At 46.6% G+C, this 15759-nt stretch carries 16 protein-coding genes and 1 other RNA gene; 8 read left to right on the forward strand and 9 right to left on the reverse strand.

The window, feature by feature from the left end:
* Window positions 1–3 precede the first annotated feature (3 nt).
* Window positions 4–1371 (reverse strand): MotA/TolQ/ExbB proton channel family protein, encoded by a 1368-nt coding sequence (locus NJR55_RS13495; RefSeq protein WP_253620409.1) that lies wholly within the window; start codon window positions 1369–1371, stop codon window positions 4–6.
* Window positions 1368–2156 carry a DUF3450 domain-containing protein gene (locus NJR55_RS13500; RefSeq protein WP_253620410.1) on the reverse strand — a complete coding sequence of 263 codons (789 nt, stop codon included), beginning with the start codon at window positions 2154–2156 and terminating at the stop codon, window positions 1368–1370. Before NJR55_RS13500 ends, NJR55_RS13495 begins: the two co-directional genes overlap by 4 nt.
* Window positions 2157–2623: 467 nt before the next feature.
* Here NJR55_RS13500 and NJR55_RS13505 point away from each other — a divergent pair, with 467 nt between their 5' ends.
* Genes NJR55_RS13505 through NJR55_RS13515 form a run of 3 tightly spaced genes read left to right on the forward strand, consistent with a single transcriptional unit; the run spans window position 2624 to window position 4356 of the window.
* Window positions 2624–3154: a primosomal replication protein gene (locus NJR55_RS13505; RefSeq protein ID WP_253620411.1), complete on the forward strand. Its 531-nt coding sequence runs from the start codon at window positions 2624–2626 to the stop codon at window positions 3152–3154.
* Complete coding sequence (locus NJR55_RS13510) at window positions 3141–4076, forward strand: histone deacetylase family protein (protein WP_253620412.1); 936 nt, start codon at window positions 3141–3143, stop codon at window positions 4074–4076. The genes NJR55_RS13505 and NJR55_RS13510 overlap by 14 nt, the downstream gene beginning before the upstream one ends.
* 4 nt (window positions 4077–4080) lie before the next feature.
* Entirely contained in the window at window positions 4081–4356 is a 276-nt protein-coding gene (locus NJR55_RS13515; RefSeq protein WP_011235094.1) for a late competence development ComFB family protein, read from the forward strand.
* A gap of 17 nt (window positions 4357–4373) precedes the next feature.
* Here the strand turns inward: NJR55_RS13515 and ffs are convergent.
* The 3 genes from ffs to NJR55_RS13530 all read right to left on the reverse strand — a co-directional run bounded on the left by ffs (window position 4374) and on the right by NJR55_RS13530 (window position 6412).
* Window positions 4374–4470, reverse strand: an RNA gene (gene ffs, locus NJR55_RS13520) — signal recognition particle sRNA small type.
* A gap of 83 nt (window positions 4471–4553) precedes the next feature.
* Entirely contained in the window at window positions 4554–5303 is a 750-nt protein-coding gene (locus NJR55_RS13525; protein ID WP_253620413.1) for an enoyl-CoA hydratase, read from the reverse strand.
* A gap of 20 nt (window positions 5304–5323) precedes the next feature.
* Window positions 5324–6412 (reverse strand): ketoacyl-ACP synthase III, encoded by a 1089-nt coding sequence (locus NJR55_RS13530; protein ID WP_253620414.1) that lies wholly within the window; start codon window positions 6410–6412, stop codon window positions 5324–5326.
* 129 nt (window positions 6413–6541) lie between these two features.
* Here NJR55_RS13530 and NJR55_RS13535 point away from each other — a divergent pair, with 129 nt between their 5' ends.
* From NJR55_RS13535 to NJR55_RS13550, 4 genes are read left to right on the forward strand one after another with little or no spacing between them, the layout of a single operon-like run.
* On the forward strand, window positions 6542–7087 hold the full coding sequence (locus NJR55_RS13535) for a YajG family lipoprotein (RefSeq protein ID WP_253620415.1): 546 nt from the start codon (window positions 6542–6544) through the stop codon (window positions 7085–7087).
* Window positions 7088–7089: 2 nt separating this feature from the next.
* The gene (locus NJR55_RS13540; RefSeq protein ID WP_253620416.1) at window positions 7090–7680 is read left to right on the forward strand and encodes a peptidylprolyl isomerase; all 591 of its coding nucleotides are present in this window, start codon (window positions 7090–7092) and stop codon (window positions 7678–7680) included.
* The gene (locus tag NJR55_RS13545) at window positions 7680–9023 is read left to right on the forward strand and encodes an AmpG family muropeptide MFS transporter (RefSeq protein WP_253620417.1); all 1344 of its coding nucleotides are present in this window, start codon (window positions 7680–7682) and stop codon (window positions 9021–9023) included. The genes NJR55_RS13540 and NJR55_RS13545 overlap by 1 nt, the downstream gene beginning before the upstream one ends.
* Window positions 9010–9927 carry a ketopantoate reductase family protein gene (locus NJR55_RS13550; RefSeq protein WP_253620418.1) on the forward strand — a complete coding sequence of 306 codons (918 nt, stop codon included), beginning with the start codon at window positions 9010–9012 and terminating at the stop codon, window positions 9925–9927. Before NJR55_RS13545 ends, NJR55_RS13550 begins: the two co-directional genes overlap by 14 nt.
* On the opposite strand, the gene ribBA is transcribed toward NJR55_RS13550, so the two are convergent.
* Genes ribBA through glyA form a run of 4 tightly spaced genes read right to left on the reverse strand, consistent with a single transcriptional unit; the run spans window position 9924 to window position 13918 of the window.
* Entirely contained in the window at window positions 9924–11039 is a 1116-nt protein-coding gene (gene ribBA, locus NJR55_RS13555; RefSeq protein ID WP_253620419.1) for a bifunctional 3,4-dihydroxy-2-butanone-4-phosphate synthase/GTP cyclohydrolase II, read from the reverse strand. The genes NJR55_RS13550 and ribBA overlap by 4 nt on opposite strands.
* Before the next feature lie 13 nt (window positions 11040–11052).
* Complete coding sequence (ribD, locus tag NJR55_RS13560; protein WP_253620420.1) at window positions 11053–12180, reverse strand: bifunctional diaminohydroxyphosphoribosylaminopyrimidine deaminase/5-amino-6-(5-phosphoribosylamino)uracil reductase RibD; 1128 nt, start codon at window positions 12178–12180, stop codon at window positions 11053–11055.
* Entirely contained in the window at window positions 12173–12622 is a 450-nt protein-coding gene (nrdR, locus tag NJR55_RS13565) for a transcriptional regulator NrdR (protein WP_011235103.1), read from the reverse strand. Before nrdR ends, ribD begins: the two co-directional genes overlap by 8 nt.
* Before the next feature lie 39 nt (window positions 12623–12661).
* A complete protein-coding gene (glyA, locus tag NJR55_RS13570) occupies window positions 12662–13918 on the reverse strand; it encodes a serine hydroxymethyltransferase (protein ID WP_253620421.1) in 1257 nt (418 codons plus the stop codon).
* 159 nt (window positions 13919–14077) lie between these two features.
* Between glyA and ettA the strand changes: the two genes are divergently transcribed.
* Window positions 14078–15742 carry an energy-dependent translational throttle protein EttA gene (ettA, locus tag NJR55_RS13575; RefSeq protein ID WP_253620422.1) on the forward strand — a complete coding sequence of 555 codons (1665 nt, stop codon included), beginning with the start codon at window positions 14078–14080 and terminating at the stop codon, window positions 15740–15742.
* Window positions 15743–15759: the final 17 nt, after the last annotated feature.

Consider the following 15759-nt stretch of genomic DNA (forward strand, 5'->3'; position numbering starts at 1 on the left):
GGGTTACTCCTTCTCCGAATGCGCAGCTACGATACCCGCTGCTTGCTCGTCCAGAATATGAACAATAGACTTGCCGCGAGAAGCCACAATACTGTGAGCCAAAATCAATGGAATAGCAGCAATCAGACCCATAGCTGTTGTTACCAACGCCATAGAGATATCGCCTGCCATGATCTTCGGATCACCGGTACCAAACAGTGTAATAGACTGGAACGTACCAATCATACCAACAACTGTACCTAACAGACCAAGCAATGGAGCAATAGCCGCAAGGATCTTAATGACGTTAATGCCACTTTCGACTCTCGGGGTTTCACGTAAAATCGCTTCGTCCAGTTTCAACTCTAAGTTTTCAACGTCTGCATTCTTATTCTCTTGATAAACCTTAAGAATACGACCTAATGCGTTGTTGTCTTTAGGTTGATCAGGGTTCTTCAACTGAGAGCGGATTTTTCCTGCCGCAGTTGTTAAAGTAACCAGTTTGAATACAGAAATTAACAGACCAAGAATTAATACTGCAGTAATAACATAACCGACAGTGTCACCCTGATGATAAAACTCTTCAAGTGTCTTTTTGCCAACTAACAAGCTAAGAATTTGACCTTTAGAAGGATCTAAGTAAACACCTTCATAACCACTTTCTGTATTGTAGAACTCTTGTGCTTGTCCAGTTGCGCTACCTTCAGGTTGACGACCTAATGGTTGTACCTGTTCAGTCGCGTCGTTGTAGACTAAGTAGTTATCGCCCTGAATCAAGTTGAAAACACCAACACGCAATACTTCACGGTTTTCACTACCACCGTCGAGTAAGGTTACGTCAGTATTGAATTTAACAACTTTACCTGACTCTACCATTTCAGTTAACAACGCTTTCCAAAGCTCTTCAAGTTCTTCCAAAGTTGGAAGTTCTTTTGCTTCTGACAAGCTTTCCAGAACGTCTTCACGTCCAGGGTACTGTGCACTGATGATAGAAGTAGCAATACGACCGATAGTTTCTGTCGCAGCACCACGAACAACACCGAACATTTCACCTAAGGTGCCTTTAGCATTCTCAAGTTCTTGTTCTTTGTTCGCCAGTTCAACTTCGTTTTCAGAAAACTCTTCCTGCAAACGTTTACCACGAGCCTTTTCTTCTTCTAATTGCTGTTCCGCACGATTCAGCAATGCTTGCTTATCGGCACGAGCAGCAGTGAATTCACGCTCACGTTCAGCATTCAGTTCACGAGAAGAAACACGGTTTTTTTCAACAAGCTGCAACAGCTCATCTAAACTTTTAGCTTCAGATTGATCCTGAGCCTGAGCAGCGAGAGTCGTACCTGCAGAAAGGGTGACTGCTGCTGCAATCATTAACGATTTAACTAATTTATTCATTCTGCACTCTCCGCTGCGAATACTGGAAGTTTCACCAGATCGTAAGCAAGTTGCTTACGTGACATACGAATCGCTTGGGTCAGAGGACGGATAAACTCGTCTTCCAAAGCAGTCCACTCATCGGTTTCGTTGTTGTAGATCCAAGCATTTTTCAAGTCCAGAGACTGAGCTAAGAATGCAACACGACCCATGTGGAAATAATCAACAGCAATTTGTTCACCGTCAATTTCCAGGTTGCCCTGATACGAGATCAAACCTGAACCGTAGTCCATTTCGGTTTGATAAGCTTCGATGATTTGACGAAACTGCTCTGATGTAGAGACGCTTGAGCTATCCATGATGTCGCGTAAACGTTCAACACGCGCCATACGCTTTTCACGGTGAATTGGAATGTCCAATTTCACAAACTGTTCAAGTGAGTCGATCATTTCATACATCAAAGGAACAACGCCCTGTTTGGTGCGCTCGATTCCGTCGATCTGCTTTTGAAGAGACTCAAGCGTTGCGTTTTGGTCATTAACCAAACGTTGCACATGGTCATTATAGACTTTCAAGTTCTCGTACTCAGCAACCACTGAACGATACTCGATAAGAAGGTCCTGGCTTTGCTCGAACAAAGAGTTGATTTTATTTTGCGACTGTTCGCCGGCTTTCAAAACCTTCTGCTCTTCGTTTTGTAGCTTAGCTACATCTACTTGCTGTGCAGCGGCAACGCCGGTGCCAGCAAACGCCATCACACCCATAAGGGTTGCAGCGAGTTTGGTTCTTTTGATTACTTTGGTCATAGTTCCCAACCAATTTGACTTAACTTCCGCTTCAACGCCTAAGGCGTGAAACACCAGTTGTTTGAATGACGAAAAGATTTCGTTCTACACTTTATTATTATTGCCAAAAAAAGCAGCAATACTAAAAGATACTCCCACGATGGCTATACGCTGTCAACCAAGTAAACTGAGTCAACCGCGCTATAGCTGTCGCTTTGTACCCCGTGCAGAACACGGTTCTGGACTCTCGTAATTTCCAGATATTTTCTCGGACGACATCCTGTCGTCAACTCATTTCATACTCCCAGTTTTGGTACATGTATACCTAACTTGGAATATTACTCCTCCCTGAATAGTATCACTTTTTGATCGACGAACAACACTGACATTTCAATTTCAACGTTTTTTAAACAAATAATTTATTAGCCTATATTCAATGGTAGACCCAATTTCGTGACCTAAGTTTCAAAATCCTTTAATATAGAGGGATGAGAGAGATATTAAATGTAACCTCAATACAACATATTGAACAGCTGCTCAACACTTTACAGGGGCGAGCTGAGCAAATTGATGGGGAAAATAGAAAGAAACATCGCCAGCTTAGCGAAAATTGGTTTAGTTCGTCGCTGTTTAGCCAAAGTTCTAACCTGGCTGTCGATTACGTTGCAGAGACCCAAAACCTTTTTCGACAGCTTCAGAAAAGCGACAACCATCATGCTCAACGTTACCTTGCGGAAAAACTCAGTCTGCAGCTAGAAGCATTAAATACAGCTTTCCGGACTAATAGACCACCTAAACAACAGCAAGATCATCGCATTACTGCGCAAAATCAACTGCAGCAGATGCATCAACAATTAGTGACTTATCGTGACTACGAAAGACGACTGACAGAAAACTTGGATACGGCTGTTGCGGGTAATAACCCAACCATGATTCAAAGCGCGCAGCAACGCCTTAACCGCTGCCAAATGGCCATTGATACTCTGGAGAAAAAGATTAGCCGTTATGAAGAAGGTTGACGTTCCTTTTATCTACTCACCTTTATACAGTGAACTAGATTTACCTCCCAGACACCGTTACCCAATAGAGAAATACCGCCTACTAAAAGACTGGGCGGTTAAACACGGAGCAACCAATAATCAATGGTATCAACCTGAGCCACTTAGCTGGGAACAGGTAGCACGAACACACTGTCCGGGCTATCTGTCTCAGTTACGACAGAACAGCATGGATAAAGGCAGTTGGCGGCGCATAGGATTTCCCTGGTCAGAACAGCTATTGTACCGAACCCTCACCTCCGCTGGCGGCACACTGCTGACGACTGAGATGGCACTAACGAAGGGAATTGCCATACACTTCTCCGGCGGCTACCACCATGCCCACAAAGACTGGGGCAGTGGTTTTTGCTTGCTCAACGATTTAGCGATAGCCTGCAATGAAATACTAGTTCGCCACCCAAAGCTAAAAATAGTGGTACTGGATACCGATGTTCATCAAGGCGACGGAACCGCCACGCTCTTCGAAAATGATAATAGGGTGTTTACCTGCTCAATACACGGGGAACGCAATTTTCCATTTTCCAAAGCTAGCTCTAATCTGGATATTCCTTTAGCTAAACATACCTCTGACAAAGAATACTTAATTGCTCTTAATAATACCCTTGCGCTCATCAGTCGCGAAATTAAACCCGATCTTATTCTTTACGATGCCGGAGTCGACATTTATCAACGGGACGAATTGGGGCATCTGAATATTAGTCTGGCGGGTATTTTTCAAAGAGACCTTTCTGTACTGCGCTTTGCCAAACGACATGGGATTCCTCTGGCTGCTGTCATCGGCGGAGGGTATCAACGCAATTTGCCTCGTTTGGTCAGAGCTCATGCTCAGCTATTAAGAGCCAGTTATTATGTCTATACTGAAAGTGAGCTAACAGAAGGATAAAGGTATGAAGTTTGACGATGATATTCACAATTATTACGAGCGTTTAGTTGCTGACCGGATAGAAGAACTGGAACTGGAAAAACAACACAGTCAGGAGTTTCTTGCTGATCTTAGTTGCCTGGTACTTAACCAGTTGCCGCCACGTTATATTCGTCACGAAGTTGATATGGCTTTCTTTTTACCACCATCTAAGCGGCTGGACATGGAAATGCAGGTGCACAAAGCAATAGCGGAAGCGCTGGAGTTTTTAAAAGGAAGAAAACGCCCTGACGGCGATTAAGAAAGATTGGGTGGCGACTCTACCAGCCACACCTCGGCACACACATCCCTGACTACGGCTGCTCCCTTCCGGGCCTGACCGGGTTCACCAGTTAGCGTTGCGAGGGGACCCGCAGAGTCACCATAAACGCTTTGTTCAAAGCGGGCTGCATTATGAACCAGTTGCCCGGCTGAAACAACCCACAGTTTACCTTTTGCTTACTTTTTCTGCAGCTTTGCAGCAATTGCCTGACGAGCTTCATCTGAACTTAACGCTTTCGCAAAAAACGTCGCTTCACGACTAATGCGATCAGCTACTGACTCCGTCGGCTGCTTTAATAAATGCTTGGAAATTCGTAATGACTTGCTGGATTGTTTACGCAGTTTATCCAGAGTTTCTTCAACCACAACAGGCAAACGCTCAAGCGAAACCACATGGTTAACAAACCCGGCCTGCTGAGCCGACTGCGCGTCAAAACTTTCACCGAGCAATAACAGCTCTGCCGCTTTTTGGTAACCACAAATTTGCGGTAACAACAAACTTGAGGCAGCTTCAGGCAATAACCCAAGCTGCACAAATGGCAACGCAAATACTGCGTCGTCACTGCTGTAAACAATATCGCAATGCAGTAAAAGCGTAGTACCTATGCCTATAGCTAATCCATTTACTGCGGCAACTATAGGTATCTCAGCTCGCGCCAGGGTATGCAAAAACTGAAACGGTGGTGCCGATTCGTCTAAGTTTTCAATTGTTAAGAAGTCATTTAAATCGTTACCGGCAGAAAAGCTGTCACCGCTGGACTCAAAAAGTACTGCGTGAACTGAACTGTCGTTGTCTGCAGCCTTCAATGCTTCATTACATCTTGTGTACATGTCCTGAGTGAAGGCATTCTTCTTTGCTGGTCGGTTCAGACGTATGCGAACAACACCGTTATCTTGCGAAACTTGTACGAGCTCTTCAGTATTCAAAGTCTGTCTCCCGTCAATTATTACTGACCGCGATTTTTCCAGGCCTTTTTAGTCGCTTCGTGCATTGGCACAATCAGTTCCAGCGCGCTCTTATCGCCAGCCGGAAGTTCCATTTGATTAGGACGTTTGGGCGTGACTCTCTGCCCCCATTTAATCAATCCGGCACCGCACGTGAGTCCACCACCAAACACGGCTGACATAATGCTGTCGCCAGGCTTGATAATACCGTTGTCAGCAGCTTCAGCAAAGGCAATAGGCAGTGTCGCTGAGGACGTATTTCCATAATTCTGAATATTAATAACGGTTTTCTCGCTCGGCACTTTGCACATTTTACCTAAGAAATCGATTAACCGTTTATTCGCCTGGTGTGGAATAAGGGCGTCGATATCATCGGTGGTCATGCCGGTTTCCTGAAAAACTTTTTCAACAGCAGCGCTCATGCCCTTCACTGCTCGTTTAAATATTTCCTGGCCAACAAAATCAAATTGCATAATGCCGTCAAAATTAAAGCGGTCAAAACTTGATCCAAAATTCAGGCTCAACACATCGCGGGCATCGGCATCACAACTGATATGGCTGGCTAGCAAGCCAACTTCTTCATCTGACGCTTCAAGTACCATAGCACCCGCGCCATCGCCAAATAAAACAGCGCTTTCGCGTTTGGTCCAATCCAGAATGCGGGTTAAACGCTCAGCACCTATCAGCAAAACCTTTTTATGTGCGCCGGTTTTTATGCCTTGAGTCGCAACGTGCATTGCATATAAAAAGCTGCTGCAAGCTGCGTTTAGGTCAAAGGCTGCCGCATGTTTTGAACCAATATTTTGCTGTACTTTAGAAGCAACGTTGGGGATAAGTTCATCTGCAGTACAAGTACCGACAATGATGAGGTCCAGTTCATTGGGATCTAAGTCGGCAGCTGCCAGAGCATTACGCGCAGCAACCGTCGCCAACTCAGATGTACCAACATGGCTTACTCGACGTTCGGAAATACCCGTTCGCGAAACAATCCACTCGTCGGAGGTTTCCAGGAAAGTGGCAAGATCATCATTGGTCATTACAGCCGGTGGCAGACATTTTCCCCAACCGGTAATTTCAGCAAATTTAGTCACGGTAAAACCTTTTACTTCTGTCGGCTAGTATCGTCATAATGGTAAGGTATTTTATGACAATACGGTTTCACCGTATGATAGCACGAATCGACGTCAGGTGAATGACCGCCATAAAAAAGGATAACTCCTATGTTCCGAACACTATTTGCCGCCAGTTTATTGCTTATTATCAGTGCTTGCCAGAGCCAGCCTGATCCATTGATCATTAGCGCTGACACTGTTGTTGATAAACTAAACACCAAGGTAAACCAATTAAAAGTCACGGATAAACGCTCTTACTCTTATTTATATCGCCATAAAAAAGAAGAGGACAAAGCAGCTTTCGCGCCTACTTTGAGACCCTTAACCTCGGTTGTTGAAGAGGCTTTACAGCCAGTTACAGGCGCTTATGATGAAAACGGTCTGACATGGTACGTCACCATCGAAAAAGCACTAATTGACGCAACTCTTCATACCGTAAAATACGAACTCGAGCACAGCATTACCATTCGTGTTGAGGCCACCCGGGGAAATCGTCGCTATAGCAACTTTTATTCCGGAACCTATAACTCCACAGGTGGTCTGAAACCAGCCCAGGCAACTTTAGAACGTCAATTCAAACAATTACTGAATTCGGTGCTTACAGAGATTGTTAATGATCCTAAGCTGCGTATGCGTGAACAGGAGGACTTTTAATCATGACTTTCCTGAAATACTTTATTAGCCTTGCCGCAGCTCTGTTTATCGGCGTTAGTCATGCTGAAATTCAGCCGGATAACCCATTCCCTCGGGTGAAAATGATAACCTCTATGGGTGATATCACAGTAGAGTTCAATCGCGATGCAGCTCCGTTAACCGTTAAAAACTTTTTCCGATATGTGAAAAAAGCACAATACAACGATACGATATTTCATCGTTTAGTTCCCGGCTTTGTTATCCAGGGCGGCGGCTATGACGAAGATTTTCAGGACAAACCCTCATTTGAAACAATTGCGAATGAGTCCGGTAACGGTTTAAAAAACGAATATGGCACAATTGCTATGGCTCGCGAACGTGAACCTCACTCAGGTACCCGCCAGTTTTTCTTTAACTTAAATGACAATACTTCACTCAATCCAGACAATGGTGACTGGGGCTACGCTGTATTTGGCCGTATCGTTGAAGGCTTAGATGTCCTGGAAGCAATGACTAAGCTTGAATCACAAGCCTATAGTGATGAAATTGGCTGGGCTGATGTCCCTGTCGACCCGCCTATTCTGAAACGTATAGAGGTTGTACCGCAAAACTAATGGCTTTAACAAAACCGACTTTCTGGCAAGATTTGAAAGTCTATAGACAACCTCGCGTTCTGGTTATTTTTGTCCTGGGTATCGCCAGCGGTTTCCCTTGGGTGATGATTGGCTCTGCGCTGTCAGCCTGGCTGCAGGAGGTTGGACTAACCCGCTCAGTCATTGGCTATTTCGGTGCAGTTTTTGGTGCCTACTCTATAAATTTTTTATGGGCTCCTGTTATCGACAACCTAAAAATTCCGATACTCACTCGCTGGTTAGGGCAAAGAAGGAGCTGGATCTTTCTCTGCCAAATGCTCATTGCCGGAGGTTGTTTCGCATTAGCGAGTCTGGATATTATCAGCCACCTTCATCTCGTCGGGCTAATTGCGCTCGGCATTGCTGTCAGCTCAGCGACTCAGGATATAGCCATTGACGCCTACCGAATTGAGTCTTTTGCAGAAAACGAAGGTCGACTGCAAAGTGCCGGAGCTGCAATGACAACCGCCGGATGGTGGACCGGATACAGCGGTCTGGGCGCACTACCGTTCTTCTTTGTCGATGGTATAACCTGGCAATGGCAACACGCGTATTTTGGTTTAGGCTGCGTGATGTTGGTTCTGGCGATAGTTGTACTCTTTGTGCGCCGCACCACTTATCATCAGGATCCAACCATAAAAACAAAGTTGACTCACTTCTGGCCTGCAATGAAAGAGAGAGTCAACATTATTGTTATTCAGCCTATTGGTGAGTTCTTTTCCCGCAATGGCGTTAAGCTGGCGTTTTCAATTCTGGCCTTTATCTTTTTGTTTAAAATTGGCGAAGCTTTTCTGGGGCGAATGTCGATTGTTTTCTATAAAGAAGTTGGCTTTACTAATGCCGAAATCGGCACCTATTCAAAATTGGTTACCTGGTGGGTAACCATTGTTTTTGCACTGTTGGGCAGTGCCGTTAACTTACGACTGGGCATAATTAAAGGCCTGCTCATAGGCGGCATAGCTATGGCCTCTTCTAACCTGATGTTCTCGTGGATTGCTCTGGTAGGCCCGGATACAGACCTCTTTCTAAGCGCGGTTTTAATTGATGGCTTTACCAGTGCCTGGTCCACCGTGGCTTTTGTTGCCTTTATCAGTTTGCTTTGTAATCGAACCTTTACCGCAACCCAGTATGCACTAATGGCATCGTTGGGAGCTTTAGGAAAAACCGTACTGTCGTCCTCCAGCGGACAAATTGTCGATTATATGGATGGCAACTGGGCTTTATTCTTTGTCTTAACTGCTTTAATGGTTATCCCTAGTCTTATCTTCCTCTGGTTTATTCGTAAACCCATAGCCGAGCTGGAGCGAAAACGTGACGAAGGCTAACCTAAATTGGGTCGTGCTTGGCCCCGGAGCCATAGGTGGGATTATTGCCGGCGCTCTGCTGGAACATGGGCAGTCTGTATCGGTTTTACCGCGTAAGAACCGAACACGAGAAATAAACTGGCAAGTCACTCATAAGCAGTTTATAGCTGACTACAGTGCTCCTGTTATTACACAACCTCTGGCCGAGAATACGGTGTTCGTTATTGCGGTTAAAGCCTTTGATGTGATTCAAGCCTTGCAACGCATAACGACATTGGACGGCTTTAACTACAACATGCCAATAGTGATAAGCCATAACGGCATGGTGGAACTTCCGGAGCCGTTAAAAGAACTTAATTTACACCCATTAGTGACAACCCACGGTGCGGTACGAAGCAGTAACGAGAATGGCGACCTTTGTATAGAACACCGCGGCGCAGGCCGAAGCTGGCTTGAAATCGGCCCCCAAGGCCGGAATCAGCGAACAGAGTTTGCTCCTGGCTCGGTCCTGCAACAGGCATTCCCTCCGCTTATACTGGAACAAGATCTAAGTCAGAGACGCTGGTTAAAGTTCGTTATTAATTGCATTATTAATCCACTGACCGCAGTTCATCAATGCGCAAATGGTGAACTGCTGAATAGAAACTGGCAGGCACAAGTATACAGCCTTGTCGCAGAAGCCGTTGCTGTAGCCAAAAGTCAAAACGTGTCGCTGACAACTGAGGAGTGCTATAGAGAGGTGCTGTTAGTTGCAAAGGAAACGGCCTTAAACCACTCTTCCATGCTGCAGGACGTTAAACAACAACGGCCTACCGAGATACAGCAGTTAACCGGTTATTTAATTAACGCTGGTAAGACGGCGGGTGTTGCCACACCGACTCACCAGCAACTACTCAATGAGTTTCAACAACGTTATAGCGGCTAGTCTTTATCTTCAATAAAATCGATCACCTCAAGACCAAAGCCTGACAACGCAGAGTAACGTTTTGGCGAGCTCATTAAATGCATTTTATGAATGTTCAGGTCTGCCAAAATCTGTGAGCCTAAACCAACATTGCGGGACGCATTTGACGCCGATGTTGTTGGTTTTTGCTCTCCTTTATCCTGCGCTTCAAACTCACACACCTGAGCAATGATGCTTTCCGGCGTCTGCTGACGACCAATAATGACCAACACACCATCGTGTTCAGCAATATAGGACATGGCCTTCTGGATTGGCCAGCTGCGTTTTGCTGCACGCTCGGTTAAAAAGGTATCGTGGAAGGTGTCCTGCAGATGAACACGTACATTGGTCACTTTATCCTGCGAAAGGTCACCATGAACAAGAGCATAATGTACCTGCTCATCAATGGTATCCTGATAAGTGATTAAGCGGAACTTACCGAATGCCGTAGGCAAATTACATTCAGCCACCCGTTCTATGGTTTTTTCCTGTATCGAGCGATATTCGATTAAATCGGCAATGGTGCCGACTTTAATACCATGCTCTTCAGAAAAAGCTTCAAGATCGGCTCGACGAGCCATAGTGCCGTCTTCATTCAGCACTTCAACGATAACCGCCGCTGGTTCAAACCCGGCTAACCGCGCGAGATCACACCCCGCCTCCGTATGCCCGGCACGGTTCAACACCCCGCCCGACTTCGCTTTTAACGGGAAAATATGTCCAGGCATAACCAAATCTTCCGGCTTGGCGTCTTTTTTCACTGCGTCCAACACCGTTTTCGCTCTGTCCGCCGCGGAAATACCTGTGGTTACACCTTCCGCTGCCTCAATCGAAACAGTAAAGCTTGTTGCGTATGGTGCATTGTTCTTATCCACCATTAACGGCAAATTAAGTTGCTCGCAGCGTTCTTCCGTTAGCGTCAGACAAATCAGTCCGCGACCATAACGCGCCATAAAATTGATAGTTTCCGGCGTCACGCACTCGGCTGCAATAATGATATCGCCTTCGTTTTCGCGGTCTTCGTCATCCATAAGGATAACCATTTTACCCTGACGAATATCTTCGATAATCTCTTCTGTGCTATGCAGTGACATAACGCTTTACCTTTTAATCTTGTGTATGAGGTACTGCTACCAAGCGTTGATCAGGGCCTATCTGCCGGCGATCAATAATTTTAAACCTTGGTGCTGAAGCTAAATTCAACGGCTCGTTCATGTCGATAACCGAACGTCCGTGATGGCCCAATAACTGACCCGAACTGTAAATCATCAATCTGTCGCATAATTGCTGCTGAATAAGAGCGCCCGCTAAACTCGCCCCACACTCAGTCCAAAGCTGGTTAATTTCGCGGTTAGCCAATTCAACCATAAGTGCCGGCAGACTCACTTTACCGTTACGGTCTGCGGCAATAATTAACTCATGACAATGTGGATGGCGACTGGGTTTACCGGGAATTGTTCGCACTAACCAAACCGGCGCCGGAGAGTCAAAGACTCGGGTCTCATCATTCACCCGGTGCTGACTGTCAATAATAATACGTACCGGCTGTTTTAATGGCTCAGGCAACGGTCTTGATTTTGGCCACTCATCAACACGCACCGTCAATTTAGGGTTATCAGTCAGAATCGTCGCGGCACCACTCAGTATGGCATCGGCCTGTGCCCGGAAAAACTGCACATCACTGCGGGCATCAGAAGACGTTATCCATTGACTGCGACCATCTGACAACGCCGTTTTTGCGTCCAGTGAGGTTGCCATTTTTAGGGTTACCCATGGACGTTGTCGCGTCATGCGGGAAATAAACCCCGGATTCAAACTCTCTGCTGCCGATTGCAGCACTCCGACATCCACAGAAATACCCGCATCCTTTAAACGCTGAATTCCATTGCCACTAACCCGTGGGTTTGGATCCTGCATTGCAACTACAACACGTTTTACTCCGGCCTCAATTAACGCATCGCAACAAGGAGGTGTACGGCCAATATGACTGCATGGCTCCAGCGTGACGTAGGCCGTTGCACCACTGGCTTTTTGCCCTGCCGCGCGCAAAGCATGTACTTCAGCGTGAGGCTCGCCAGCCTGATGGTGCCAGCCTTCGCCAACAACTTCAGTCCCGAGAGTAATGACACAGCCAACCGCAGGGTTCGGGCGAGTCGTCATCAGTCCGCGCCGCGCCAGCATTAAAGCGCGGTGCATCATTTGATGGTCAAAGTGCTGCGGGTTTAATTCAGTCATTAAGGCGCGCTATTTCTTCACCAAATTCTCGAATGTCCTCAAACGAGCGATAAACGGAAGCAAAACGCACATACGCCACTTTATCTATCTGCTTGAGGTTTTCCATGACCAGACTGCCGACGAAATTACTGCTTATTTCACGCTCGCCGGTCGCCCGGATACTGGATTTTATTTTGTTAATAGCCTGCTCCATCAACTCAAGACTCACAGGCCGCTTTTCCAGAGCTCTCAGTAGACCATTTCGGAGTTTGTCTTCGTTAAATGGCTCGCGGGAACCATCGGTTTTGATAACCCGGGGCATGACCAGCTCAGCGGTTTCAAAGGTTGTAAAGCGCTCCTTGCAATGATTACATTCACGCCGACGACGAACCGAGGCCCCATCCGCAACCAGTCGCGAATCGATAACCTTAGTATCCTGTGTGCCGCAAAATGGACAATGCATTGCCTGACTCCTTTAAGTGCGCTCTACAACGAAGAGCAATTAACCGTAAACCGGAAACTTAGCGCATAACGCTTTGACTTGCTCGCGAACTTCACTGATTTTGCTTTCATTCGTAATGTCATCCAGAACATCACAAATCCAGTTGGCGACTTGCTCGGCTTCTGTTTCCTGAAAGCCTCGACGGGTAATTGCCGGTGTGCCTAAGCGCAGCCCAGAGGTCACAAAAGGAGAACGAGGATCATTCGGAACTGCATTCTTGTTAACCGTAATAAATGCGTTACCTAATGCCGCATCGGCGTCTTTACCGGTAATATCTTTGTCGATAAGGTCAACCAGGAACAAGTGGTTCTGAGTGCCGTTCGACACAATTTTATAGCCACGCGCCTGCATGGTTTTTACCATGGCATTGGCGTTCACTAATACCTGCTTCTGGTAGTCTTTAAACTCTGGCTGCAACGCCTCCTGAAAAGCCACCGCTTTACCAGCGATAACGTGACACAGTGGTCCACCCTGGTTGCCGGGGAATACGGCACTGTTTAGTTTCTTGTGTAACTTTTCGTCGTCACTGCCAGAAATAATCAGGCCGCCACGTGGGCCTGCCAAAGTTTTGTGCGTAGTCGTAGTAACAACATGCGCGTAAGGCACCGGGTTTGGATAAACACCTGCAGCTACCAGACCCGCCACGTGCGCCATATCCACCATTAAATACGCATCAACTTTATCGGCAATTTCACGGAATTTTGCCCAGTCAACAATGCCTGAGTACGCGGAAAAACCAGCAACGATAACTTTGGGTTTGTGTTCCTGAGCCAGCTTTTCAACTTCTGCGTAGTCAATTTCACCGGTGGATTCATCCAGACCGTAGGAAACCGCATTGTATAGTTTGCCTGAAAAGTTCACACCAGAGCCGTGTGTTAAGTGACCGCCGTGAGCCAGACTCATACCAAGGAAAGTATCGCCCGCTTCCATCATGGCCATAAAGGCCGCGGTATTAGCTTGAGAGCCGGAATGCGGTTGTACGTTTGCGTACTTGGCGCCGAACAATTGTTTTGCGCGCTCAATAGCTAAGTCTTCGACTTTATCGACAAACTCACAGCCGCCGTAGTAACGCTTGTGCGGATAACCTTCTGCGTACTTGTTAGTCAGTTGTGACCCCTGAGCCTGCATTACCCGCGGACTGGTGTAATTTTCCGATGCAATCAGCTCAATGTGTTGTTCCTGACGTTCAACTTCATCCTGCATCGCCTGCCATAAGTCCGCGTCAAAGTCGGTAATGTTCATCTCAGATTTCAGCATTACAGCTCTCCAAATCATTAAGTGGTCTTAATTTGCCCGCTATTTTACCTTAAAACACAAATGAGTGCCTAGTTCAGCACAACAAAGTTTGGGGATGTCCGTAAATCACAGTAAACTATGCAGTAACTTTTTTGTTGATAAGAAGGATTTTACGTCGCTATGGCGCAATATATCTATTCAATGTCGCGGGTGAGCAAAGTTGTTCCGCCCAAGAAAACTATCTTAAAAGACATTTCTCTGTCATTTTATCCTGGCGCCAAAATTGGTGTTTTAGGCGTTAACGGTGCCGGTAAGTCGACCTTACTGCGCATTATGGCGGGTGTTGATAATGAGTACGAAGGCGAAGCTCGTCCTTTAGCCGGCATCCAAATTGGTTACCTGCCTCAGGAACCTCAGTTAGATGAAAATAAAACGGTGAAAGAAACCGTTGAAGAGGCTGTGGCCGATGTTAAAGAAGCCTTTGCCAAGCTGGATGAAATTTATGCCGCTTATGCAGACGAAAATGCAGACTTCGACGCCTTAGCAAAAGAGCAAGGTGAGCTTGAAGCTTTGTTGCAGGCAAAAGACGGTCACAATATCGAAAACATTCTTGAGCGTGCTGCAGACGCACTGCGCCTGCCGGAGTGGGATGCAAAAATCGGCAACTTGTCAGGTGGTGAACGACGCCGTGTGGCCATTTGCCGCTTGTTGCTATCGAAACCCGACATGCTGCTTCTTGATGAGCCCACCAACCACCTGGATGCGGAATCGGTGGCCTGGCTTGAACGCTTCCTGCATGACTATAATGGTACTGTGGTTGCTATTACCCACGACCGTTATTTCCTTGATAACGTTGCGGGCTGGATCCTTGAACTGGACCGCGGTTACGGCATTCCGTGGGAAGGCAACTACTCTTCCTGGCTGGAACAGAAAGAGAAGCGTCTGGAGCAGGAAGAGCGCTCTGAAAAAGCACGCCAGCGCACCATTAAGCAGGAACTGGAGTGGGTACGTACTAACCCCAAAGGTCGTCAGGCGAAAAGCAAAGCGCGTCTTAACCGCTTTGAAGAGCTACAAAGTGGCGATTACCAGAAACGTAACGAAACCAACGAACTGTTTATTCCACCGGGTCCTCGCTTAGGCGACAAAGTTATTGAGGTTAATGGCATAAGCAAGGCTTACGGCAAACGCCAGCTAATTGATAACTTAAGCTTTAGCGTTCCCAAAGGCGCTATCGTTGGTATTATCGGTCCAAACGGTGCGGGTAAATCCACTTTATTCCGCATGATTAGCGGGCAGGAGCAACCTGACAGTGGTTCAGTTGAATTGGGCGAAACCGTGCAATTAGCCAGCGTTGATCAGTTCCGTGACAATATGGATGACAGCAAAACCGTCTTTGAAGAAATTACTGACGGCAACGACATTCTGAAAATTGGTAACTTTGAAGTTAACGGCCGGGCTTATGTTGGTCGCTTTAACTTCCGTGGTACCGACCAGCAAAAACGTATTGGCGAGCTGTCTGGTGGTGAGCGTAACCGTGTGCATTTGGCCAAGCTGTTAAAAGCCGGTGGCAACACCTTGTTACTCGATGAGCCTACCAACGACTTAGACGTGGAAACCCTGCGTGCACTGGAAGAAGCGATTCTGGAATTCCCGGGCTCTGTGATGGTTATTTCGCACGACCGTTGGTTCCTTGACCGTATTGCTACTCACATTCTGGACTACCGCGATGAAGGCGAAGTGGTGTTCTACGAGGGTAACTACAGCGATTACGAAGCTTATATGAAAGAAAAATTTGGTGAACAGGCTATGGAGCCGCACCGCATTAAATACAAACCTATTGGTTAATATGCTGAATAGCAAAG

It is taken from the genome of Idiomarina rhizosphaerae (genome assembly GCF_024159085.1).
GTDB classification, from domain to species: domain Bacteria; phylum Pseudomonadota; class Gammaproteobacteria; order Enterobacterales; family Alteromonadaceae; genus Idiomarina; species Idiomarina rhizosphaerae.

Excerpts from the sequence above, each read along its gene's own strand:
- glyA (WP_253620421.1), bottom strand. The coding sequence starts at position 13,918 with ATGCTGAAATCTGAGATGAACATTACCGACTTTGACGCGGACTTATGG.
- NJR55_RS13545 (WP_253620417.1), top strand. The coding sequence starts at position 7,680 with ATGGCTTTAACAAAACCGACTTTCTGGCAAGATTTGAAAGTCTATAGA.
- NJR55_RS13540 (WP_253620416.1), top strand. The coding sequence starts at position 7,090 with ATGACTTTCCTGAAATACTTTATTAGCCTTGCCGCAGCTCTGTTTATC.
- ettA (WP_253620422.1), top strand. The coding sequence starts at position 14,078 with ATGGCGCAATATATCTATTCAATGTCGCGGGTGAGCAAAGTTGTTCCG.
- NJR55_RS13495 (WP_253620409.1), bottom strand. The coding sequence starts at position 1,371 with ATGAATAAATTAGTTAAATCGTTAATGATTGCAGCAGCAGTCACCCTT.
- NJR55_RS13500 (WP_253620410.1), bottom strand. The coding sequence starts at position 2,156 with ATGACCAAAGTAATCAAAAGAACCAAACTCGCTGCAACCCTTATGGGT.
- NJR55_RS13505 (WP_253620411.1), top strand. The coding sequence starts at position 2,624 with ATGAGAGAGATATTAAATGTAACCTCAATACAACATATTGAACAGCTG.
- NJR55_RS13535 (WP_253620415.1), top strand. The coding sequence starts at position 6,542 with ATGTTCCGAACACTATTTGCCGCCAGTTTATTGCTTATTATCAGTGCT.
- ribD (WP_253620420.1), bottom strand. The coding sequence starts at position 12,180 with ATGACTGAATTAAACCCGCAGCACTTTGACCATCAAATGATGCACCGC.
- NJR55_RS13510 (WP_253620412.1), top strand. The coding sequence starts at position 3,141 with ATGAAGAAGGTTGACGTTCCTTTTATCTACTCACCTTTATACAGTGAA.
- nrdR (WP_011235103.1), bottom strand. The coding sequence starts at position 12,622 with ATGCATTGTCCATTTTGCGGCACACAGGATACTAAGGTTATCGATTCG.
- ribBA (WP_253620419.1), bottom strand. The coding sequence starts at position 11,039 with ATGTCACTGCATAGCACAGAAGAGATTATCGAAGATATTCGTCAGGGT.
- NJR55_RS13515 (WP_011235094.1), top strand. The coding sequence starts at position 4,081 with ATGAAGTTTGACGATGATATTCACAATTATTACGAGCGTTTAGTTGCT.